This is a genomic window from Labilithrix sp. (genome assembly GCA_019637155.1).
GTDB lineage: Bacteria > Myxococcota_A > Polyangia > Polyangiales > Polyangiaceae > Labilithrix.
Window position 1 is genome coordinate 311,921 of the sequence record JAHBWE010000004.1, and the last position, 21,307, is coordinate 333,227.

Sequence of the window (21,307 nt, forward strand, 5' to 3'; positions counted from 1 at the left end):
ATCAATCCACCGCAAGCACGATCTTGCCGAACGCCTTCCGCGCCTCGAGCAGGCGATGCGCCTCCACCGCGTCCCACAGCGGCATCACGCGATCGACGACCGGTCGCAGCTTGCCCGCCTCGACGTGGCGCAGGATCCCGAAGAGGTCGCCCTTCGATCCCATCGTCGAGCCGAGGACCTGGACCTGACGGAAGAAGACGTGGCGCAGATCGATCTGCGGAGTGAAGCCCGCGGTCGCGCCGCAGGTGACGACGCGGCCGCCCGCCGTCGCGGCGACGATGCTCTTCGCGAGGACCTCACCGCCGACGTGCTCGACGACGAGGTCGACGCCGCGCTTGCCGGTGAGGCGCTTGCACTCTGCAACGAAGTCCTGGGTCGTGTAGTTGATCACCTCGTCGGCGCCGAGCTCCTTCGCGCGCTTCGCCTTCTCGTCGGTGCTCGTCGTCGCGAAGACGCGTGCACCATGCATCTTCGCGATCTGGATCGCCGCGCTCGACACGCCGCTGCCGGCCGCCTGGACGAGGACGGTGTGCCCCGCCTGGATCGCGCCCTTCTTCACGACCATGTTCCACGCCGTGAGGAAGCAGAGCGGCAGCGCGGCGGCGTCCTCGAACGACAGCGCGCGCGGCTTCGGGAGCAGGTTCGCGTCGGGGACGACGACGTGGCGCGAATACCCTCCCTGGGTGTTCTCCCCGAGGATGCGGTAGTGCCTGCACAATACATCGCTCCCGGAAAGACAAGATTCGCATGAGCCGCAACTGAGACCCGGGTTCACGACGACGTGATCGCCGACGTTGGCGCCTTTTGCACCGGGTCCGAGCGCTTCGACCTCACCGGAAATGTCCGCGCCCAGCCGATGCGGGAACTCGTATCTGAAATGTGGCAGGCCACGCCGGCCCCAGATGTCGATGTGATTGAGCGCGACCGCGCGCACGCGTATGCGGACTTCGCGCGGTCCGGGCTCGAATAGCTCGATCGTCTTGCGCTCGAGCACCTCCGGTCCGCCGGTCGCCATCATCACCATCGCCTCGGTCTGCATCGTTGCCGGATCGTACACGCTCCCTTTCCAATGACATGTGTCACATCGCGATTGTCGATCCCGCGATCGTGAGACAGAGTGCGCGCCGTTCGCCGCCGGAGGTTTCCATGCGCAAGTCGATCGTCGCTGCCGTTGCTCTTGCTCTCGTCGCGGGTTGCACGGCCGCCACCACGGAGGAAGGCATCGAGACCACGAACCTCACGAACGACATGCCGGCGCGCCTCACGCGCTCGCTGAAGATCACCGAGGTCGCGGCCTACCAGGGCCTCAAGACGACGATCGCGAAGAACGGCGCCGCCGTCGCGGCGTCGCTCCCGATCCTCGCCGGTCGTGACGCGATGGTCCGCGTCTACGTCACGCCGACGAGCACGGCGACGAGCGAGCCGGTGACGGCGGTCCTCGAGGTGGCGGACGACGACGGCGACGTCGTGACCTTCTCCGATACGAAGACGCTCTCGGGTGCCTCGGTCGAGAGCGACCTCGCGACGACGTTCAACTTCACGGTGCCGGGCGCGTCGCTCCCCGCCGGCGCGAAGTTCAAGGTCTCCCTCACCTCCGCGAGCGGCACGCCGCTCACCGGCGCCGCGAGCGACGCGCGCTTCCCGAAGAATGGCGCGCGCACCGACTTCGGCGCGCGGACGACGGCGCAGAAGCTCCGCATCGTGCTCGTCCCGATCAAGTACACCTTCGGCGGCGCCAACTTCTTGCCCGACACGACGCCGGCGCAGCTCGACCTCCAGCGCCGCACGTTCATGCAGCTCTACCCGCTGTCGGACGTCGAGATCTCGATGCACGCGCCGTTCGAGTTCAACCAGGAGATCAAGTCGAACGGCACCGGCATCAGCGCGCTCCTCCGCGCGATGCTCACGCTCCGCGCGCAGGACGGCATCGCGAACGACGTCTACTACTACGGTTGGTTCACGACGAAGGCGACGTTCCAGGAGTACTGCGCGGCGGGCTGCGTGACCGGCCTCTCCGGCCTCTACGGTCCGGACGCGGTCACGGGGCGCGCGAGCGTCGGCGTCGGCTACACCGGCGCGTCGAGCGCGATGACGATGGCGCACGAGATCGGCCACGCGCACGGCCGCCCGCACGCGCCGTGCGGCGGGGCGGCGGGTCCGGACCCGGCCTTCCCGAACCCGGAGGGCGGCATCGGCGCGTGGGGCTACGCGCCGTCGAGCCAGCGGCTCGTCGATCCCGCCACCGCGAAGGACCTCATGGGCTACTGCCAGCCGAAGTGGATCAGCGGCTACAACTACAACAAGCTGCTCGAGCGCCTCACGTACGTGAACGCGCAGGCGGCCGCCGCGCCGCCGCCGGGCTCGTTCGCGGTGAAGCACCCGTTCCAGTTCGTCGAGGTGAGCCCCGACGGCGAGCTCAGCTTCGGCGAGCGCATCAAGCTCGCGGAGGAGCCGACCGGCGACGACACGCGCGCGGTCACCTTCGAGGACGCGAACGGCAAGACGATCTCCACCGGCCAGGCGGTCTTCACCCCGTACGACCACGTCGGCGGCGGCTACCTCCTCGTCCCCGAGGACGTCGAGTTCTCCGCCGTCGACATCGCCGGCCTCGGCCGCGCGACGCGCTGAGCGCGGGGCCAATTCAAGCGAGGAGCTCGCGGACCTTGGTCGCGCCGTCGGTCGAGCGGACGGCGTGGCTCAGCGCGAGCGTCTCGACGAGGACGTTGCGGTAGACGAGGTGGACGTCGTCGACGTCGACCTCGCGCGGGGCGCCGTCGCGTTCGTCGAGGGGCTCGAGCGCGGCGTCGACGTGCTCGTTCACGAACGCGAGGATGTGCGGCTGTTCGATCGCCATCACGTCTTCGAGCTCGAGCGGCTCGTCGCTGTGGCTCGCGCGGAGCTCCTCCTCGAGCTCGAGCGCGGCGTCGGCGGCGGCGCGCTCGTCCTCGCTCACCTCCGCGAGGCGCGCGCCGAAGGCCCGCTCGAAGCCGAGCCACACGGTGATGGTGAGGAAGTACCCGAGCGCGAGGGCGGTCTCGTCGAGGGGGCGCGCGAGGATCTCCGCCGCTTGCTGGGCGAGCGCGGGCTGCGTCCGTTCGAAGCGCTCGAACGCGTCGTCGAGCTCCGACTTCGTGCCGAGGCCGTTGTCGGCGAGCTCCTCTTCGACGCGATCGAGCACCTCGCGCGCGACGACGGCGTGCGGCGGCACCGGCCTAATCGCTGCGCCTCGGACCCACATGGCTCTATGCGACCTTCGTGGAATTCATAGCACGCGGCGGATCAGGACGCGCGCCGCCCAGCCGTAGCCGGCGAGGAGCGCGAGCCACGAGAGGAGGACGCCGCGGCCGAGCGGCGTCTGCGCGATGGGGGCGCCGCCGAACGCGCCGTGGTACTGCGCGAAAGACGCGCTCACGGCGAGGCGCTTCGCGGCGAGGAGGGTGCCGCCGGCGAGCAAGACGACGAGGACGGCGCCGAGCTTGAGGAGCGCCGAGCCGCGCTTCGCGAGGGCCCACGGCGCTCCGAGCGCGAAGCCGATCGGCACGGTCGCCGCCGCGAGCACGACGAGGACGAGGTCGATCGCGGAGGGGATGCGCGTGAAGCGGATGAGATAGAGGTAGGACCAGTCGCCGTGGAGCGCGACCGCGTACCCCACCACCGGTCCGAACACGACGAGGCCGAACCCGAGCGCGACGAGGAAGGGGCGCGCGAGGACGAGCGGCACTTCGGAGCGCGCGAGCTCCACGCGCGCGAGCCACGCCAGCCCCAGCCCGAGCAGCAGGCCGACGACCGGCGCGAGAGGGAGCGGCATGCCCGTCGTTATAGTCGAACCGAACGCGCCGGGGAGGGTGCTGGTCTCGCTCGGGGCCTTCGGCTAAAGAGCGGGCGTGGATGAAGCGCGCCTGACCGAGCTGCTCAATCGCGTGAAGAGCGGCGCCGCCGACGTGGCCGCCGCGGTCGCGGAGCTGCGGCAGCTCCCGTTCGCGGACCTCGGCTACGCGATGGTCGATCATCATCGCGCGCTGCGGCAGGGCGTGCCGGAGGTCATCCTCGGCGACGGCAAGACGGCGGAGCAGATCACGGGCATCGCGCGCGAGCTGGCGCGGACGGGCCAGAACGTCCTCGTCACGCGCATCGACGACGTGAAGGCCGCCGCGCTGCTGCGCGAGCTCCCGGCCGCGAAGCACCACGCGCTCGCGCGCACGTGCACGCTGGAGCACGGCGCGATCCCGCCGCTCGCCGCCGGCCACAAGGTGGCGCTCGTGAGCGCGGGCACGAGCGACATGCCGATCGCGGAGGAGTGCGCGGAGACGATGCGCATGCTCGGCGTCGACTTCGATCGCGTGTTCGACGTCGGCGTCGCGGGCATTCACCGGTTGCTCCATCGCCGTCCGATGCTCGAGGGCGCCTCGGTCATCATCGTCGTCGCGGGCATGGAGGGCGCGCTCGCGAGCGTCGTCGGCGGCCTCGTCGACTGCCCGGTCATCGCGGTCCCGACCTCGATCGGCTACGGCGCCGCGATGAACGGCCAGACCGCCCTCTTCGGCATGCTGACGAGCTGCGCCAGCGGCATCACCGTCGTCAACATCGACAACGGCTTCGGCGCCGCCTTCGCCGCCGCCCGCATCCTCCGAAAGACGAAGCGATGAGCGCAAAGAAGAAGGCCCGCGCCCCCAAGCGCAGCGGTTCGACGACCGGCGCGAAGGCTTCCGGCTCGGGCGCGGGACGCGGTTCGACGGCCGGCGCAAAGGGCAAGCGCGAATCAGTGAGTATCGCGCGACAGCCAGTGCACGCGCACGCCGGCCGCACGCGTACGCACGCGGACCGCACGCATACGCACGAGCACACGCACGACGGGCATTCGCACCACCACGACCGTTCCGGCGCGCACGACCACGGCCATTCCCACTCCCACCATGATGAGGACGACGCTCACGAGCACCCTCACTCCACGAGCGTCGCAGGAGCGCGGGGCGGCAGTGGTCGCGGCGTCGCGGGAGCGCGGGGCGTGAGCGGCGGCTCGGTGGGTGGAGCACGCGTCGCGGCAGCGCCGCGTGGGGGCGGTTCGGCGAAGCGGGGGCGCGGCACCGGCGAAAACGCGCACGGTCACGCGCACGATGGTCATTCGCACACGCACACGCACGATGGCCATTCGCACTCGCACGGCGAGCATGCCGGGCCTCCCTCGCGGCCGCGGTTGGGGCGCGGGGTGGGGAAGGGGAAGATCCTCTTCTTCGATGCGCCGAGCGGGCTCGCGGGTGACATGATCATCGCGGCCCTCGTCGATCTCGGGGTGCCCGAGGTCGTCATCGAGGACGCGGTCGCGCAGCTGGACGTGGACGGGTTCCACCTTCACTTCGGGACGCGGGAGCGGAGCGGGATCGTCGCGACGTCGTTCGACGTGCACGTCGAGAAGAAGCAGCCCGTGCGGACGTGGGGCTCGATCAAGAAGCTTCTCTCCAAGGCGAGCCTCGCGCCCGCCGTGAAAGACCGCGCGATCGCTACGTTCGAGCGGCTCGCTGCCTCCGAGGCCCGCGTCCATCGCATGCCGATCGACGAAGTGCACTTCCACGAGGTGGGCTCCGTCGACGCGATCGTCGACGTCGTCGGCAGCGCCGCCGCGCTCGAGTGGCTCGACGCGAAGGTCGTCGTGTCGCCGCTCCCGATGGGCCACGGCCGCGTCCGCGCGCAGCACGGCGTCCTCCCGCTGCCGCCGCCCGCCGTCGTGGAGTGCCTCGCCGGGCTCGACACCTACGACGGCGGCCTCCCCTTCGAGTTCGTCACGCCGACCGGCGCCGCGATCGTCGGCGCCCACGCGACCGGCTCCGCGCAGTGGCCCGCGATGAAGCCCGAGGTCTCCGGCTGGGGCGCAGGCACCGCCGACCTGCCCGATCGACCGAACCTCCTCCGCGTCGTGCTCGGCACCGAGGTCGCGCCGGCGAAGAACAACAAGACGAACAAGACGAGAGCGACCCACGTCGTCCTCGAGGCGAACATCGACGACGCCACCGGCGAGCTCCTCGGCCACACCCTCGGCGCGCTCCTCGAGGCCGGCGCCGTCGACGCGTGGACGACGCCGATCACGATGAAGAAGAGCCGCCCCGCCCAGACGCTGAGCGCGCTCGCGCCCGCCGAGATCGCGGACGACGTCGCGCGCGCGATGTTGCGCGAGTCGACGACGATCGGCGTGCGGCGCCACGAGGTGGATCGCGTCGAGCGTCCGCGACGTGTCGCGAACGTCGACACCCGCTTCGGCGCCATCCCGGTGAAGATCGCCGGCGGACCGTTCGGCGCTCCGCAACGGAAGCCGGAGCTCGACGCGTGCGCCGCCGCCGCGCGCGCCCACGGCGTGTCCGTCCGCGAGGTCATCGACGCGGCCATGGTCGCGAGCGCCGCGCTTCGTTGAAATTGACAAAAAGCGCAAAATTGGCAGGCCGGCGTGCCTCGCCGCGAGCGCGCCCCGCCGGCGCGGTCGTCGCGCGAGCGCCGTCCTCCACACGTCGAAAAAAACAGGGCGAGCACGGCGGCGACGAGCTCGAGACCTGCGAGTGCGGGCTCGCCCGCGGGATGAGCCCATCCGCCCCGACGAAGTTCGCCCTTTTTTTTCCAACCCGATATGCTGCCTCGTCAGCACGACCGAGACGTCGTGCGATGGAGAGACGAGACGATGAATCCCTGTCCGCAGTGCGGCGCGATCCCTCAAGCGTCGGACAAGTTCTGCAACATTTGCGGAACGCCAGTGGTTGCCGGGCCTCCAGGCTTCGGCCCTCCGCCCGGGCAGGGCGGGTTCGGTGCGCCGCCTCCGCAGCAAGGCGGATTCGGTCAGCCTCCTCCCGGCGCGTACGGCGCTCCCCCCGGCGGAGGCGCTCCGCTCCGCTGCCAGATGGGCCACGACATCGCGCCCGGCGCGAGCTACTGCCCCCACGGTCATCCCATCGCGGTCGACGCGATGCCGTTCGCGAACGATCAGTACGGCGGCGGCGGCGGTTACGGCCAGCAGCAGCAGCCCGGCTTCGGTCAGCCTCCGCCTGGCCAGTTCGGCGGCGCTCCTCCGCAGCAAGGCGGCTTCGGCCAGCCCCCGCCGCAGCAGTACGGCGGCGCCCCCGGCGGCTTCGGCGGCGCTCCGCCCGGCTACCCCGATCCGAACCAGGGCTACGGCGCACCGCAGCCGCCTCCTCCTCAATATGGAGATCCGAACGCGCAGTACGGCCAGTTCGGCCAGGCTCCGCCGCCGCAGCAGCAAGGCGGCAGCTTCCCCGGCGGCGGCTACGCCCCTCCGCCCCAGCCCGGCGGCTTCGGCGCTCCGCCCGGACAGGCCGGTTACGGATCGCAGCCCGGCTTCCCCGGCGCGGCTCCGCAGCCCGGCTTCCCCGGCGATCCGAACATGGGCGCGCCGCCCCCGCAGCCGGGCCAGGCCGCGGCGCCGCCCGCGCCCGCCGTCCCCGCGAACCTCCCGCCCAACGCGCTCCGCGGCTTCCTCGTCTCGTACCAGTCGAACACGCAGGGCGATTTCTGGGCGCTCAACGGTGGCCGGAAGACGATCGGCCGCGCGAACTCGGGCGAGCAGGTCGACATCCCGCTCTCCGACGCCACGATCTCGTCGCGTCACGCCGCGCTCGTCGTCGACGGCACCGCCGGTACGGTGCAAATCGAGGACACCGGCTCGACCAACGGCACGTTCGTCAACGAGGAGCACATCGGCTTCAACGGCAAGCGCGATCTCCGCGACGGCGACAAGATCCGCTTCGGCGGATACACGACAATCGTCAAAGTCATCGCGCGGCTCTAGCTCCCGCCGTCCCGTCGTATTCGTCGCGACGATAGAGCAGCCTGTAGTACGCTCGCGCGCGTGCTACGCGCGATCCATGGCTCGTCATCGTCATCGCCGGGTGCTTCGCCCCCGACGCCCCCACCCCAGAGACGGCCTCGCGGCCGCTTCTGGGGCCCTTACGCCTGGCTGACGCTCCTCGCGGTCCTCCTCGTCTCGCGGACGTCGTTCGCGATCCCGGAGGCTCACATCCTCCGCATCGATCCGCGGGCGGGCGTGGCGGGAGGCACGCCCGTGCTCACGACCGTCGTCGAGGTCATCGAGTTCAAGCCGATGAGCGAGGTCGTCACCGCCGCCGGCTGCGGCCGGGTCCAGGGCGACGCGATGCTCGACTGCATCTCGAGCGCGGTCGAGGCGAAGAACGCGATGTGGAAGGCGTTCCAGTTCCCCGACTCCGGCGGCCGCCTCCTCGTCCGCGTCGACGGCGCCGAGAACCCCGCGAGCTTCGAGTCGAAGGCGACGTTCGGCGCGTCGACGAAGGACCCGCTCGTCGGGACGGCGTGGCTCATCGCGCTCGACGCGTCGAGCAACATGGGCCCGCGCTACGCCGACGCGCGCGAGGTCGCCAACCAGATGATCAACGCGCTCGGGCCGAACGACGTCGCGAAGCTGATCATCTTCGACGACCGCATCCAGCCGTACGTCGCGCAGTCGGCGTGGGTGCCCTCGGCGCAGAAGGCGTCGCTCGTCCAGATCCTCCAGTCGAACCCGACCACGAGCCCGTCGCACCAGCGCTCGCGCCCGCTGTTCAACCAGGTGAAGAACATCACCAAGTCGTTCGGCGATCTCGGCAACACGTCCGGCGGCGCGCTCAACATCCCGCTCCACCAGACGATGGTGCTCCTCTCGAACGGCTCCGGCCGCGAGGACGCCTCGAACTCCTCCGTCAGCGCGGAGGCGATGAAGCAGTACTTCAACAAGGGCCGCTTCCCGGAGGACAACCCGCTCGCGCCGAAGACGCCGCTCCCCGTCATCGCGGTCTACTTCCCGAACGCGCGCGGCTTCGTGAACGATCAGTTCGCGTCGAACGACATGCAGTTCATGCAGGACCTCTCGAACCCGGAGATCGGCGGGTTCTTCGACATCGTCCGCACGGGGCAGGGCGTCCAGAAGGCGACCGCGATCCTCTCCTCGGTGAAGGCGCGCTTCAACGCGATGTGGGTCGTGAAGTGGCGCCTCTCGTGCCTCGCGCCGACCGCGGAGCAGACCTTCAACCTGATCTTCTCCGGCCAGGGCGCGCAGGCGATCAAGCCCGACGGATCGTTCAAGGAGGTCCCGATCGGCGTCGACCCCACCTCGTGGCCGCTCGACATCAACCTGGCGCAGACGAAGGCGGAGGCGGACGCGAACCCGGTCCACCCCGGCGGCACCTTCCGCGTGTTCGGCAACTTCTGCTGGGGCGGCGACAAGGGACGCGCGGAGTCGTACTTCGTCCCCGCGGGCACGAACCCGAACCAGAACGTGAACCGCAACGACCCCGACGTCGCGAAGAAGGCGATGCAGAACCTCGTCGCGCAGAACCTCCGCGGCGGCGCGGAGGAGGTCAGCGCGACGTTCGCCACCTTCAAGGTGCCGGACGAGGAGAAGCTCCTCGAGGGCGAGGGCGAGAACGCGATCACGCGCGTCGTCATCTACGACAACAAGGCTCAGCGAGCATCCGGGGTTACCGCCGAGACCGTCATTACGCTCAAAGCCGGGAAAAAGCCGCTCAACCTCCCGATCATCCTCGGCGCGGCCGGCATCGTCGTCGTCATCCTCCTCCTCGTCGTCGTCCTCCTTCGCGGCGGCGGCGGCGGGAAGAAGCGCGGCGGCGGGGGTCCGCCTCCGCAGCCGATCGTCGCGGGCCCGCCCCCCGGCTACGGCGCTCCGCCCGGCGGCGGGGGGTACGGCGCGCCTCCGTATGGCGGTGGTCCTCCGCCCGGCGGCGGCGGCTACGGCGGCGGCGGTTACGGCGCCGCGCCACCGGAGCCGATGCCGCCTCCGGTGCAGGCCGCGGCCTTCGCGCCTCCGCCGATGCCGCCACCGCAACCATTATCTCCTCCGGAACAGGGAGGAGGTGGCCACCCTTTAGCCGTAGCGGGGGGCGCACCGGTCGAGGTGCGCTGCCCCGCGTGCGGAATGGCAACGATGGTGATGGCCGGACAAGCGTCGGTGTGCTTCTCGTGCGGGCAACCGCTCCCGAAGGACATCGCCACCTCCGGAGCGGCGCCGCCCGCCGCGCCGGTGCAACCCGCGGCCGCCGCCGCGCCCGCGTTTCCGCTCACGAGCGCGATCGCGGCGCAGCCGCTCGCCCCTCCGCCTAGTCCCTACGGCGCGACGCCGACCTCCGCGACGATCCTCGGCGCCGCCGGGCAGTTCGCGATCAAGGGCGGCGTCGAGGTGCGGGTGGGGCGCGATCCCGCGGCGTGCCCCATCACGCTGAACGAGCCGCGCGTGAGCGGGATCCATGCGACGCTGAAGTTCGAAGCAGGTCAGCTCTTCGTGCGTGATGAAGGATCGAACAACGGGACGCATGTGGCAGGCTTTCGGATCGCGTCCGGCACGTGGACGCCGGTGCCGCAAGGCGCGCAGCTGCGCTTCGGTCCGGTGGAGTTCTCGGTGAGGATCGACACATGACCGCGCCCGCGTCGAGAGCACCCGCCGTCGAGCTCGCGGTGAAGACCGATCCGGGGCGCGATCCGGACAAGCAGGTCAACGAGGACTCGAACACGCACCTCGAGACGAAGCTCGGGCTCCTCGCGGTCGTCTGCGACGGCATGGGCGGCCACGCCGGCGGCAAGGAGGCCTCCGAGCTCGCGATCAAGGCGATCGTCGAGATCCTCGAGGCCGCGCCGCCGAACGCGAACCCGGGCCTCGCGCTCAAGCGCGCGATCGAGGAGGCGAACGCGCGGATCTGGGCGATGCCCACGCAGGAGGCGGGGTTCCGGCCCGGCTCGACCGTCGTCGCCGTCCTCGCCCACGAAGGCGGCGCCGAGATCGCGCACGTCGGCGACTCGCGGCTCTACCTCATTCACGCCGGCGCCATCTCGCAGGTCACGCGCGACCACTCGATGGTGCAGGAGATGGTCGACCGCAACATCATCCGCGCGGAGGACGCGGCGAAGCACCCCGACGCGAACAAGATCCTGCGCGCGCTCGGGATCGCGAAGGAGGTCGAGGTCGAGCTGCGCCCGACGCCGCTCGGCTACGTGAACGGCGACGTCTTCATCCTCTCCTCCGACGGTCTCTCCGATCTCGTCGAGCCCGCCGAGATCCTCGACATCGCCGGCTCGCACCCGCCGAAGCAAGCGGCGGCGCAGCTCGTCGACCTCGCGAACGCGCGCGGCGGGCACGACAACATCACCGCGATGGTGATCAAGATGAAGGCGAGCGCGACGGTCAACGAGTCCGCCGCCGCGGTCCGCGTCGCGAAGACGGTGCCGCTCACCGCGGTCGGGGTCGCGCCCACGCTCGACGGCAACGCGGGCCCGACCGGCACCGCGCTCGCGCCGCCGATCCCCGCCCCGAGCGGGTCCGGCCCGTCGACGCAGATCCAGGCGCCGATCCCGCAGTCGAGCCCGCACCTCCCGTCCGCGCCCGCCGCCCCCTCGATCCCGCCGTCGCGCGCGCGCACGCCGTCGCTCGTCGCCGGCATCCTCCTCGCCCTCGCCGCGGTCGGCATCGTCGGCGCGATCGTGTTCACGCTCACCCTCGGCGGCGAGCACCACAAGCCGGTGACGATCGTCGACGCGGAGGCCGTCGTCGCGACGGACCCGCCGCTCGACGAGGACGCGGCGGCGGTCGAGACCCCGGTCGTGCCCGCGCCGCCGCTCGAGCCTCCGCCGAGCCCCACCCCGCTGCCGAAGTGGCGGCTTCCGGACGGCGGGCACCGCGATCCGTGCGCGGGCTACAAGCACCTCCGGGACCGCGGCGACGCCTCCGCCGAGACGCTCGATCGACTCGCCAAAGCCTGCCGCGCGGCCGGCGGCACGCCTTGACCGATCCCGTCCTCGTCCTGGACAAGCTCGGGAAGGACTTCGGCGCGCACGCCGCGCTCGTCGACCTCACGTGCAACATACACTCGAACGAGGTCGTCGGCCTCCTCGGCCCGAACGGCGCGGGGAAGACGACGACGATGAAGCTGATCCTCGGGCTCCTCCGCCCGAGCCGCGGCAGCGCGACGTTCCACTCCGCGCACCTCGCCCTCGACTGCACGCGCGACGCGCGCTCGGTGAAGGAGCGCCTCGGCTACTCGCCCGACGAGCCCGCGTTCTACGATTTCCTCACCGGGCACGAGACGCTCGACTTCGTCCTCAACGTCCGGAGCGCGCCGGCCGCGGTGCGCGATCGCCTGCCCGCGCTCATCGACGCGCTCGAGCTCGGCGCCTCCCTCGACGCGCCGACCGCGAGCTACTCGCTCGGCACGAAGAAGAAGCTCGCGCTGCTCCTCGCGCTCGCGCACGAGCCCGGTCTGCTCCTCCTCGACGAGCCCACCAACGGCCTCGATCCGCCGACCGCCGCGCGCGTGCGCGCGCTGCTCCGCGCGCGCGCCGAGGCCGGGGCCGCGGTCGTCGTCTCGACCCACCTCCTCGAGATGGCCGACGTCCTCTGCGATCGCGTCCTCGTCTTGCATCGCGGGCGGCTCGTCGCCGAGGGCAGCCCCGCGGCGGTGCGGGCGCAGGCCGGCGTCGCGGAGAGCGCGTCGCTCGAGGCGGCGTTCCTCGAGCTCGTGAAGTGAGGGCGGCGCGATGAGCCAGGTCGGCGCGCTGCTGTCCCTGCTCCTCCGGCACTGGTCGCGCGCGTCGCTCCCGAACCGCCTCAAGCGGAGCGTCGGGCGCCGCGCCTCCGCCGGCCTCTTCCGCCTCGCCTACGTCGTCTTGATGAGCGCCTCGGGCTACGGCGTCGGCCGGACGGTGGCGAGCCTCGCGACCGACGAGCAGCGCGTGCGCGGCGCGGCGTGGATCGTCGTCGGTGCGCTCGGACTCGCGGTCGTGTGGAGCGGCATGTCGCGCGGGCCGGTGCTGCGCGGAGAGCCGAGCCCGCTCGAGACGCCGCTCCTCGACGCGCTGCCGCTGCGCGAGACCGCGCGGATCGCGGTCGGCCTCGTCGAGCGCCTCTTCGTGTTCACCCTCGCGGTGTCGTCCTTCATGGGCGTCGTGGCCGCGCCGCGCACGGTGCTCCTCGCCCTCCTCGTCGCGGCCGCGGGCGTGATCGGCGGCGAGGCGGGGATGCGCGTCACGCGTGTGCTCGTGCCGCCGATGACGGTCGCGCGGGTCCGCTCCTATTTGCTCGTCGGCGGGCAGGTCGTCTTCTTGATGGCGCTCGTCCAGGCGCCGTCGCTCGGGCGGAGCCCGAAGAGCGGGGTGCTCGTGGCGGGCTGGCCCTCCGCCCTCGCGCGCGCGCTGCTCGAAGGCGAGGGCCTCTTCGTCGCCGCCGCCGGCCTCGCGCTCTTCGTCGTCGCCGGCGTCGCCGCGGTCGCGGTCGCGGAGCGGATCGGCTACGACCGCGTCGACCTCGTGCCGACCGGGCGCCCGCGGCGCACGAAGCGCGAGGCGCTCGTCATCGATCGCATCGACGAGGTGCTCCGCCGGCGCGAGCCCGGCGGCCGCTGGGGCACCGTCCTGATGGCGGGCTACACCGCGGCCGTCACGACCGGCGTCCTCGCGTACGCGTGGACGTCGAAGACGCCGAGCTTCGAGCCCTCCTCGATGGTCCGCCTCGCGTGCGGCGTCGCCGCCTTCGGCTCGTTCGTCGTCGTGAGCGCGCGCGCGACGCGGATGGCGGCGCGCGACGTCGCGGCGCGCCCGCTCCTCGCGCCGCTGCCGATCGAGCCGCGGGCGCTCTTGGCGGGGAAGGTCACGCGCCTGCGCGCCGACGCGATCTTCGTGTGCGCGCCGCTGCTCGTGCTCTTCGCGACGCCGTGGTCGGTCGCGCTCCACGTCGAGATCGCCTGGCGCACGATCGCGGTCACGATCGCGGCCGCGCTCGCGGCGAAGGCGGCGGCGGCGATCGCGTTCCTCACGGTGGGGGCCGGGAGCAAGAAGGGCCCGCTCGGCGGCTTCGTCGTGGAGACGGTGCTCGTGCTCGTGCCGCTCTTCGGCGTCGCATCGGCGACGGAGGTGTGGGTCGTCGTCGTGCCGCTCGTCGCGCTCGGGTTCGTCGCGCGCGAGGCGGGTCGCTCCGCGCTCGGCTGCGTGCGATGGATCGACGACGCCGGCGACTTCGAGCGCGAGACGCCGATCTGGCGCGCGCTCCTCGTGCTCGCCGCGTTCCAGTCCACCGCCAACATCGCCGAGCGGCTCGTCGACATGAGCGAGCTCGGGCCGGGGATCCGGCTCGCGATCGGGACCGCCGCGTCTACGGGCGTCCTCCTCGTGATGACGCTGACTGCGCGGAGCGACGCGCCGCTCATCGTCTTCTCCGCGCGCTCTCGCGCGATCGCGCTCGGCCTCGCCGGCGGCGCGCTCGCGGGCGGCGTCGCGATCCTCCATCGCCTGCTCGCCGCGCGCGCGGGGCTCGCGCTCCCGATCGCGCCCGCCGACGGACGCGTCGCGGCGGCGGCGCTCGGCGTCACGCTCGTCCCGATCGCGGAGGAGCTTTTCTTCCGCGGCTGGCTCCTCTCCTGCATCGAGGCCGAGCTCGATCGCAAGTGGCTCGCGCCTCTCCTCGGCGCGTTCGCCTTCGCGGCGGTGCACCCCGCGCCCCTGTTCGTGCCGTACCTCGTCCTCGGGCTCGTCACGAGCGTGCTCTTCCTCCGCGCGCGCGCCGTGCTGCCGTGCCTCGCGGCGCACCTCGTCTACGCCGTCCTGACGCTCGTCCGTTTCGGCTGAGATCGGCACCAGTTCCGGGCCGAGGCGTATTAGGATGGCGAGCCCATGATTCCCGGCTTCGGCAAGGAGCAGATCACGCTCGGCAGCGCGCCCGGCAACGACGTCGTCCTCCAGGGGCCGGGCGTCGCGCCTCAGCACGCGCGCATCGTCAAGCAAGGCAACAATCTGCAGTTCATCGACAACGGGCAGGCGCCTTCGTACGCGAACGGCGCCCCGGTGCAGCCGAACACGCCCGTCCCGTTCGATTTCCGGACGCAGTTCTCGCTCGGCCAGACGCCGGTGCCGCTCTCGCATCCGGCGATCGTGCTGATGACGATGGCGCGCGGCAACGCGACCGCGCCGCCGGGGCATCTCCTCATCGGGCGCGAGGCGCCGAACGCGTCGCTCGTCATCCACTCCGGCGCGGTGAGCGCGACGCACGCGACCGTGATGATGGACCGGCTGATGGTCCAGGATCAGGGCTCGACCTCGGGGACCTACGTCGGCGGGCAGCGCATCCCGCCGAACACGCCGACCCCGATCGATCCGAACGGCGTCGTCGCGTTCGGTCCGATCCCGGTGCCGGTCTCGCTCCTCGGTCAGCTCGCGCAGGCGGCGATGGCCGGCTTGCCGATCGCGGCGGGCTCGCAGCCGGGGATCATGGTGCCGGGCTCGCAGCCGAACCTCGCGGGCGCGGCCGCGCCGGCGCCGCAGGCGGCCGCGGCGGGGGCGTCGGGCGGGCACCGCAAGCACCGCACCGTCATCGGCGAGCTCAACCTCGCGCAGCTCCAGGGTGGTGCGATCACGATCGGTCGAACGCCGGAGAACAAGATCGTCGTCCCGCACCCGCAGGTCTCCGCGCGCCACGCGCAGATCCACGATCAGGGCGGGAACCTCTTCCTCGAGGACCTCGGGAGCGGCAACGGCACGTTCGTCCGCGGCCAGCGCATCGCGCGCGGCCAGCGCGTCCCGGTCCAGAACGGCGAGAAGGTCTTCATCGGCCCGATGCCGCTGGTCATCCAGATCGCCGGCAAGCAGGTCAACGTCGTCATCGAGGACCACTCGGCAGCGTGGGCGGGGAAGCCGCTCTACGAGATCGAGGCGTGGGACCTCTTCCTCGCGGTGCCGGATCGCGACGACAAGTCGAAGGACAAGATCCTCCTCGACCACGTGTCGTTCAAGGCGCTCCCGGGCGACATGATCGCGCTCATGGGTCCGTCCGGCGCCGGCAAGACGACCCTCCTCATGACGTTGAACGGCTACCTCCCGCCGACGAGCGGACAGGTGCGCATCAACGGCGAGGACCTCTATGCCATCTACGACGCGCTCCGCGGCGTCATCGGCTACGTCCCGCAGGACGACATCGTCCACCCCGAGCTCACCGTCTTCGAGGCGGTGAAATACTCCGCGCGCTTCCGCCTCCCGAACGACTACTCGGAGGCGGAGATCGACGGCCGCGTCGAGCAGACGCTGAAGGACCTCGGTCTCGAGGCGGTGAAGAACCTGCAAATCGGTAAACCGGAGAAGAAGGTCCTCTCCGGCGGCCAGCGCAAGCGCGTCAACATCGCGCTCGAGCTCGTGACCGATCCCGTCATCCTCTTCCTCGACGAGCCGACCTCCGGCCTCGCGTCGGACGACACGACCGCGCTGATCAACCTCTTGGCCGACCTCACGAAGAAGACCGGCAAGACGATCATCATGACGATTCACCAGCCCGCGAAGGACGAATACGAGAAATTCAATCTCGCGTTCATCATGGGCTACGGCGGTATCCCCACGTATTACGGCCCGACGAGGGACTCGAGCTACGGCTTCTTCGGCTCGCTGATGCGTAATCCGCAATACAGCGGACTACCGACGATGCAGGGCCGCGTGATCGACAATCCGCGCGACATGTTCGACATGCTCAACATCCGCGAGCGCGTCGTCCACGACCGGATGAAGCAGCAGAACCCGAACGTGCCCCGTCCCCTCGCGCGCCTCGAGGCGGCGCGGGAGTGGCGCGCGGAGTTCATGCAGCAGAGCAACCCCGTCTTCCAGCAGATGTTCTCGGGGCGCCGCTCGGTCGGGACCGAGCCAGCCGCGCGCGGCGTCCCGCACCGTCCGAGCGTCGCGCTCTTCGCGCAGCTCATGCTCCTGATGAGCCGCTACTGGAAGGTGAAGGTCCGCGACCGGGCCGGCGCCGCGATCATGTTCCTCCAGGCGCCGATCATCGGCGTGATGCTCGCGTTCGTCTTCGCGGGGCAGCAGAAGGCGGTGCCGTTCTGGTGCCTCGGCGCGCTGCAGGAGCTCGGGAAGAAGGTGCAAGGCGGCGCCGGCGGCACGAACGACCTCCTCGAGAAGATGCAGCCGACGCAGGACCACACCGCGGCGATGTTCTTCGTCGTCGTCTCGGCGGTGTGGTTCGGGACCTCGAACTCGGCGCGCGAGATCGTGACCGAGCGCGCGGTCTACCTGCGCGAGCGCATGGTCAACCTGTCGCTCGTCAACTACGTCTTCTCGAAGTACATCATCCTGAGCCTCGTCTGCGTGTTCCAGTGCGCGATCTTGCTCGGGATCGTGTTCTTCACGCTCGGCTTCCACGGCGGCGCGGCGGCGTTCCTCCTCGAGCTCGTCGTCATCGTCGCGGTGGCGATGAACGCGACCGCGCTCGGGCTCCTCCTCTCCACCGCCGTCTCCTCCGCCGAGGCGGCGATGTCGCTCACCCCGATCGCGCTCATCCCGCAGGTCGTCCTCGGCGGCCTCATGGTCCCGATGACGACGAACCCGATGCTGAAGCCGCTCATGTACGTCATGCCGGCGCGCTGGGGCTTCGAGGGATCGATCGCGCACGAGCGGGTCGCGATCGCCCGTGATCCGGCGTGGTTCATCAACCTGAACAACCCGACGCTGAACTCGCCGCCCGACTACGTGATCGGCGGCTACTTCCAGTGCGCGCTCGCTCAGGTCGGCTCGGAGCAGCTGAAGGGCGCGTGGGGCTTCGTGAACTACCTCGACATCTGGCTCCCGACCACGGTGCTGCTCAGCATGACCGTCCTCATGCTGATCCTCCTCCTCATCCTGCTGAAGCGCCGCGACCCGGTCTGAGCTGGTCTGAGCGCGCCTACTTCCAGACCTTGATCGGTCCGGCGAGATCGCCGGGCTTGCTCGGGGGCGTCGCCGGAGCGGGGGCCGCGCCGCCGGCGCCGCTCGAGTCGGCGGGCTTGGGGCGCCGCTTCTTCTTCTTCTGCGCGTCGGGCTTCGTGTTGTCCTCGACGTCGCCGACGTCGATGATCGGCGTCGACGGCGTCACGGTCGTGGCCGTCGGGACGGCGGTGCTGGAGCCGAGCGGCGCGTTGTCGAGCTCCGTCGTGCCGGGGTCGTCGGCCGCGCTCTTCTTTCCCCAGTCGTCGTCCTTCGGCGCGTCGTCGTGCAGCGCGTAGACGACGCCGCCGCCGAGGATGACGACCGCGCCCGCCGCGATGAAGAGGGCGCGCATCGCGCCGCCGCCGCTCGAGCGCCGGCTCCGCTGCTGCATCGCGATCTCGTCGACGTCGATGAGCGACATCCGCCGCGCGGGTCCGGTCTCGTTCGGGCCGGCGAAGGCGAGGGGGGGAGGGGAGTTCGTCGACCGGACCGGGGTGCCGAGGTCGTCGGGGTCGGGATCGATCGGGAGCGCGCGGCGCGAGGCGGTGACGTACTCGGGCGGATCGCCGAGGGGGACGAACCAGGCGAGGCACTCCGCGACGTCGTAGTGTTTGTCGGGCGCGCCCATCTCGACGAGGGCGAGCTCGATCGCGTTCTGCATCTCGGCCGCGTCGCCGAAGCGGTTCTCGGGGCGGCGCGCGAGGGCGCGGCGGAGGATCCACTGCACCGGCTCCGGCAGGTCGTCCGGGACGTAGACCGGGTTGGTCGACATCAACGCGTTGATGATCGCCATCTCGTTCGGACCTTCGAACGGGGCGCGACCGGTGAGCAACTGGTAGAGGACGGCGCCGACGCTGAAGAGGTCCGCGCGCCGGTCGATCTCGCGCTCGAGTGCCTGCTCGGGCGCCATGTAGCGGACCTTGCCCTTGAGCCCCCCGACCATCGACTCCTCCGTGTTCGTCGCGAGATCGCGCGCCTTCGCGACGCCGAAGTCGATGATCTTCGAGACGCCGTCGCGCGCGACGAGGACGTTGTGCGGGGAGATATCGCGATGGACGAGGCCGAGGTGATGCCCGTCGTCGCCGCAGAGCTCGTGGGCGGCGTGGAGGCCGCCGCACATGTCGCTCCCGATCCGGAGCGCGATGCTGGGGGGGACCCGTTCGCCGGTCTCGACCACCGCCTTGGCGACGTCGCGGAGGGAGAAGCCGTCGACCCATTCCATGACGAAGAACGGGACGTCGTCGTGGATGCCGACGTCGTAGAGGCGGACCACGTTCGGGTGGTCCAGCGCGGCGGCGAGGCTCGCCTCCTTCACGAACATCCCGCAGACGGCGGGGTCCCGCGCGAACTGGGGCGAGACCGTCTTGACCGCGTAGAGCTGGTTCGGATCGTCGTAAGGATGGGCGAGCCAGACCGTGCCCATGCCCCCTTCTCCGAGCATTTGCACGAGCTGGTACCGACCGACCCTTTGGCCGTTCGCGATACTGCCCATCTCCCGTTGATGGTGACCCGTCTGTCTCCCGGCGCCAAGCCTTTCCGCTCTCCGTTCCGCTCCGGCTGGACGACCGGTTGTAGGTGCGGGAAGGACACGGCCCGCCGCCCGCGGCGCCGGTTAGACTCGGACGATGAACCGCGTTCCGACCCCGCCGGCGTGGGCGGCGAAGCTCTTCACCGTCGGGGTCACGGGGACGAACGGCAAGACGACGACGACGGCGTGGGTCGCGGCCGCGCTGCGGACGCTCTCGACGCCGGTCGCGCGCGCGACGACGGTCGGCTTCTTCCTCGACGACGTGCCGCTCGAGATCGAGAAGAGCTACGACGGCTTCTTGAAGGGGATGCGCGCCTGCGTCGATCGCGGCGGCACCCACGCGGCGACGGAGCTGACGAGCGAGGCGCTCGCCCGCGGGTTCGCGCGCGCGTGGCCGTGCCGCGTCGGCGTCTTCACGAACCTCACCCACGATCACCTCGACGCCCACGGGTCGCCGGAGCACTACCTCGCGAGCAAGGCTCAGCTCTTCGTCTCGCTGCCGCCCGGCGGCACCGCCGTGCTCAACGCGAGCGACGAGAACTACCCGCTCTTGAAGGAGGTCACGCCGCAGGGGGTGCTCCATCGTTCGTACGCGGTCCCGTCGCGCGGCGCGGTGCAGGGCGAGCCCGACATCGTCGCGACGTCGATCGCGATCGACTGGGCGGGCACGCGGATCGCGTGCAAGGTGAAGGATCCGTCGCTCCCGGCCGAGCTCCGCGTCCGCGCGATCGGCGCCGTGTACGCGGAGAACGCGCTCGCGGCGCTCCTCGGCGCGGTCGCCGCCGGCGCGGACCCGCGCGCCGCCGCCGACGCGATCGCGGCCGCGCCCGCGCCGCCGGGCCGCTTCGAGGTCATCCACGAGCGGCCCTGGGTCGTCGTCGACTACGCGCACTCCCCCGACGCGCTCGCGCGCACGGTCGCGATCGCGCGCGAGCTCGCGGGCAGGTCGCGCCTCTTCGTCGTCTTCGGCGCGGGCGGCAAGCGCGACAAGGACAAGCGCGGCCCGATGGGCGAAGCGGCGCGCCCCGCCGACGTGGTGCTCCTCACGACCGACAACCCGCGCGACGAAGACCCGTCCGCGATCTGCCGCGCGATCGCGGAGGGCCTCACCGGACACGCGGGCGTCCGCACGGAGCTCGATCGCGCGAAGGCGATCGCGGCCGCGATCCGCGAGGCGTCACCGGACGACGTCGTGCTGATCGCGGGCAAGGGCCACGAGACCGAGATGACGGTCGGCGCGGAGGTCCGGCATTTCTCCGACGTCGAGGCGGCCCGCACGGCGCTCTCAGCGCGCTGAACGAGACGGCCGCGTTTGCATGTGCCGCGAGGGCGCGGCAAGAACGGAGGGACCCTGTTGGCTCGTCGTTCGCTTCTCTTCGTCGCCGTCGCCGTCGCCGCGGTGGGCTGTTCGGTCCCGTCGTCCCCGCTCCCGCGCGCGTGGGACGAGTCGCCGGGTGCCGCGACGGGCTGAAGGTTGCAGGCTACAAGTTTCAGTCGGCATCCCGCATCCGGTGCTCCTCTACCGCGGCCCCACCGGCGTCACGTACGACCCGCCGGCGCTGCTCGACTGCACGCTTGCGCAGGTCGAGGCGATCGTGCAGGAGGAGGCCGCGATGCACCTCGGCTCGAAGGTGGTCCGCATCGCGAACGCCGGCGCGTACGCCTGCCGGCCGCGCAACTTCCGGAAGGGCGCGTCGCTCAGCGCGCACGCCTTCGGCAGCGCGCTCGACCTCACGGCTTTTCATCCCGCGAAGGGCACGCCGGCGGTGATCGACCGCGACTACTCGGGCACGAACGAAGCCCGCCGCGCGTTCCTGCGCGCGGTCTACACCCGTCTCCGCGCGCACGAGGCAGACCTCACCTACGTCGTCGGCCCCGCCTTCAACGCGCAACACCACAACCACTTCCACCTCGACCGCGGCGGCTGGTCCTTCTGGGGTCAGCGCTAGGGCGGCCGCTCCACCTCGCCCGCGGCTGGTCGTTATGGGGGCGGCTGCTCCCAACGCTGGACGCGAGCTCCACCGGCGTGCGTCTGGGGAG

15 protein-coding genes are annotated in these 21,307 nt (G+C 71.2%); 11 read left to right on the forward strand and 4 right to left on the reverse strand.

All coding sequences use genetic code 11. The annotated features are described in order from the left end of the window. Nucleotide 1 precedes the first annotated feature (1 nt). Nucleotides 2-1,039 (reverse strand): zinc-binding dehydrogenase, encoded by a 1,038-nt coding sequence (locus tag KF837_09905; protein MBX3227618.1) that lies wholly within the window; start codon nt 1,037-1,039, stop codon nt 2-4. Nucleotides 1,040-1,146: 107 nt separating this feature from the next. On the opposite strand from KF837_09905, the gene KF837_09910 reads away from it, so the two are divergent. Further along, entirely contained in the window at nt 1,147-2,628 is a 1,482-nt protein-coding gene (locus KF837_09910; GenBank protein ID MBX3227619.1) for a lipoprotein, read from the forward strand. 13 nt (nt 2,629-2,641) lie between these two features. Here KF837_09910 and KF837_09915 read toward each other — a convergent pair whose 3' ends face one another. Further along, nucleotides 2,642-3,238, reverse strand: a complete 597-nt coding sequence (locus KF837_09915; protein MBX3227620.1) for a hypothetical protein — start codon at nt 3,236-3,238, stop codon at nt 2,642-2,644. A 24-nt stretch (nt 3,239-3,262) separates the two neighbouring features. Continuing rightward, nucleotides 3,263-3,808, reverse strand: coding sequence for a hypothetical protein (locus KF837_09920; GenBank protein MBX3227621.1), 546 nt, complete (start codon nt 3,806-3,808; stop codon nt 3,263-3,265). Nucleotides 3,809-3,884: 76 nt separating this feature from the next. On the opposite strand from KF837_09920, the gene larB reads away from it, so the two are divergent. The 8 genes from larB (at nt 3,885) to KF837_09960 (ending at nt 17,700) form a co-directional block, all read left to right on the forward strand. Continuing rightward, nucleotides 3,885-4,646 carry a nickel pincer cofactor biosynthesis protein LarB gene (gene larB / locus KF837_09925; protein ID MBX3227622.1) on the forward strand — a complete coding sequence of 254 codons (762 nt, stop codon included), beginning with the start codon at nt 3,885-3,887 and terminating at the stop codon, nt 4,644-4,646. Beyond that, nucleotides 4,643-6,403, forward strand: coding sequence for a nickel pincer cofactor biosynthesis protein LarC (larC, locus tag KF837_09930; GenBank protein ID MBX3227623.1), 1,761 nt, complete (start codon nt 4,643-4,645; stop codon nt 6,401-6,403). Before larB ends, larC begins: the two co-directional genes overlap by 4 nt. 261 nt (nt 6,404-6,664) lie before the next feature. Further along, nucleotides 6,665-7,786 carry an FHA domain-containing protein gene (locus tag KF837_09935; GenBank protein ID MBX3227624.1) on the forward strand — a complete coding sequence of 374 codons (1,122 nt, stop codon included), beginning with the start codon at nt 6,665-6,667 and terminating at the stop codon, nt 7,784-7,786. Between the two features lie 2,010 nt (nt 7,787-9,796). Further along, a complete protein-coding gene (locus KF837_09940; GenBank protein MBX3227625.1) occupies nt 9,797-10,441 on the forward strand; it encodes an FHA domain-containing protein in 645 nt (214 codons plus the stop codon). Continuing rightward, nucleotides 10,438-11,802 (forward strand): protein phosphatase 2C domain-containing protein, encoded by a 1,365-nt coding sequence (locus tag KF837_09945; protein MBX3227626.1) that lies wholly within the window; start codon nt 10,438-10,440, stop codon nt 11,800-11,802. The genes KF837_09940 and KF837_09945 overlap by 4 nt, the downstream gene beginning before the upstream one ends. Continuing rightward, nucleotides 11,799-12,542 carry an ABC transporter ATP-binding protein gene (locus tag KF837_09950; protein ID MBX3227627.1) on the forward strand — a complete coding sequence of 248 codons (744 nt, stop codon included), beginning with the start codon at nt 11,799-11,801 and terminating at the stop codon, nt 12,540-12,542. The genes KF837_09945 and KF837_09950 overlap by 4 nt, the downstream gene beginning before the upstream one ends. Before the next feature lie 10 nt (nt 12,543-12,552). Beyond that, a complete protein-coding gene (locus tag KF837_09955) occupies nt 12,553-14,634 on the forward strand; it encodes a CPBP family intramembrane metalloprotease (protein MBX3227628.1) in 2,082 nt (693 codons plus the stop codon). A 45-nt stretch (nt 14,635-14,679) separates the two neighbouring features. Next, nucleotides 14,680-17,700, forward strand: coding sequence for an FHA domain-containing protein (locus KF837_09960; protein ID MBX3227629.1), 3,021 nt, complete (start codon nt 14,680-14,682; stop codon nt 17,698-17,700). 16 nt (nt 17,701-17,716) lie between these two features. Here KF837_09960 and KF837_09965 read toward each other — a convergent pair whose 3' ends face one another. After that, on the reverse strand, nt 17,717-19,162 hold the full coding sequence (locus KF837_09965; GenBank protein MBX3227630.1) for a serine/threonine protein kinase: 1,446 nt from the start codon (nt 19,160-19,162) through the stop codon (nt 17,717-17,719). 202 nt (nt 19,163-19,364) lie between these two features. On the opposite strand from KF837_09965, the gene murE reads away from it, so the two are divergent. Next, nucleotides 19,365-20,564: a UDP-N-acetylmuramyl-tripeptide synthetase gene (murE, locus tag KF837_09970; protein ID MBX3227631.1), complete on the forward strand. Its 1,200-nt coding sequence runs from the start codon at nt 19,365-19,367 to the stop codon at nt 20,562-20,564. Between the two features lie 214 nt (nt 20,565-20,778). After that, complete coding sequence (locus tag KF837_09975; protein MBX3227632.1) at nt 20,779-21,216, forward strand: extensin family protein; 438 nt, start codon at nt 20,779-20,781, stop codon at nt 21,214-21,216. Nucleotides 21,217-21,307 lie beyond the last annotated feature (91 nt).

What these genes read in the sequence shown, in the direction of transcription:
- KF837_09940 (MBX3227625.1), top strand. Translation starts at nt 9,797, where the DNA reads ATGCCGCCTCCGGTGCAGGCCGCGGCCTTCGCGCCTCCGCCGATGCCG.
- KF837_09915 (MBX3227620.1), bottom strand. Translation starts at nt 3,238, where the DNA reads ATGTGGGTCCGAGGCGCAGCGATTAGGCCGGTGCCGCCGCACGCCGTC.
- KF837_09965 (MBX3227630.1), bottom strand. Translation starts at nt 19,162, where the DNA reads ATGGGCACGGTCTGGCTCGCCCATCCTTACGACGATCCGAACCAGCTC.
- KF837_09910 (MBX3227619.1), top strand. Translation starts at nt 1,147, where the DNA reads ATGCGCAAGTCGATCGTCGCTGCCGTTGCTCTTGCTCTCGTCGCGGGT.
- KF837_09945 (MBX3227626.1), top strand. Translation starts at nt 10,438, where the DNA reads ATGACCGCGCCCGCGTCGAGAGCACCCGCCGTCGAGCTCGCGGTGAAG.
- KF837_09955 (MBX3227628.1), top strand. Translation starts at nt 12,553, where the DNA reads ATGAGCCAGGTCGGCGCGCTGCTGTCCCTGCTCCTCCGGCACTGGTCG.
- KF837_09960 (MBX3227629.1), top strand. Translation starts at nt 14,680, where the DNA reads ATGATTCCCGGCTTCGGCAAGGAGCAGATCACGCTCGGCAGCGCGCCC.
- KF837_09905 (MBX3227618.1), bottom strand. Translation starts at nt 1,039, where the DNA reads ATGCAGACCGAGGCGATGGTGATGATGGCGACCGGCGGACCGGAGGTG.
- murE (MBX3227631.1), top strand. Translation starts at nt 19,365, where the DNA reads ATGAACCGCGTTCCGACCCCGCCGGCGTGGGCGGCGAAGCTCTTCACC.
- KF837_09935 (MBX3227624.1), top strand. Translation starts at nt 6,665, where the DNA reads ATGAATCCCTGTCCGCAGTGCGGCGCGATCCCTCAAGCGTCGGACAAG.
- KF837_09920 (MBX3227621.1), bottom strand. Translation starts at nt 3,808, where the DNA reads ATGCCGCTCCCTCTCGCGCCGGTCGTCGGCCTGCTGCTCGGGCTGGGG.
- larC (MBX3227623.1), top strand. Translation starts at nt 4,643, where the DNA reads ATGAGCGCAAAGAAGAAGGCCCGCGCCCCCAAGCGCAGCGGTTCGACG.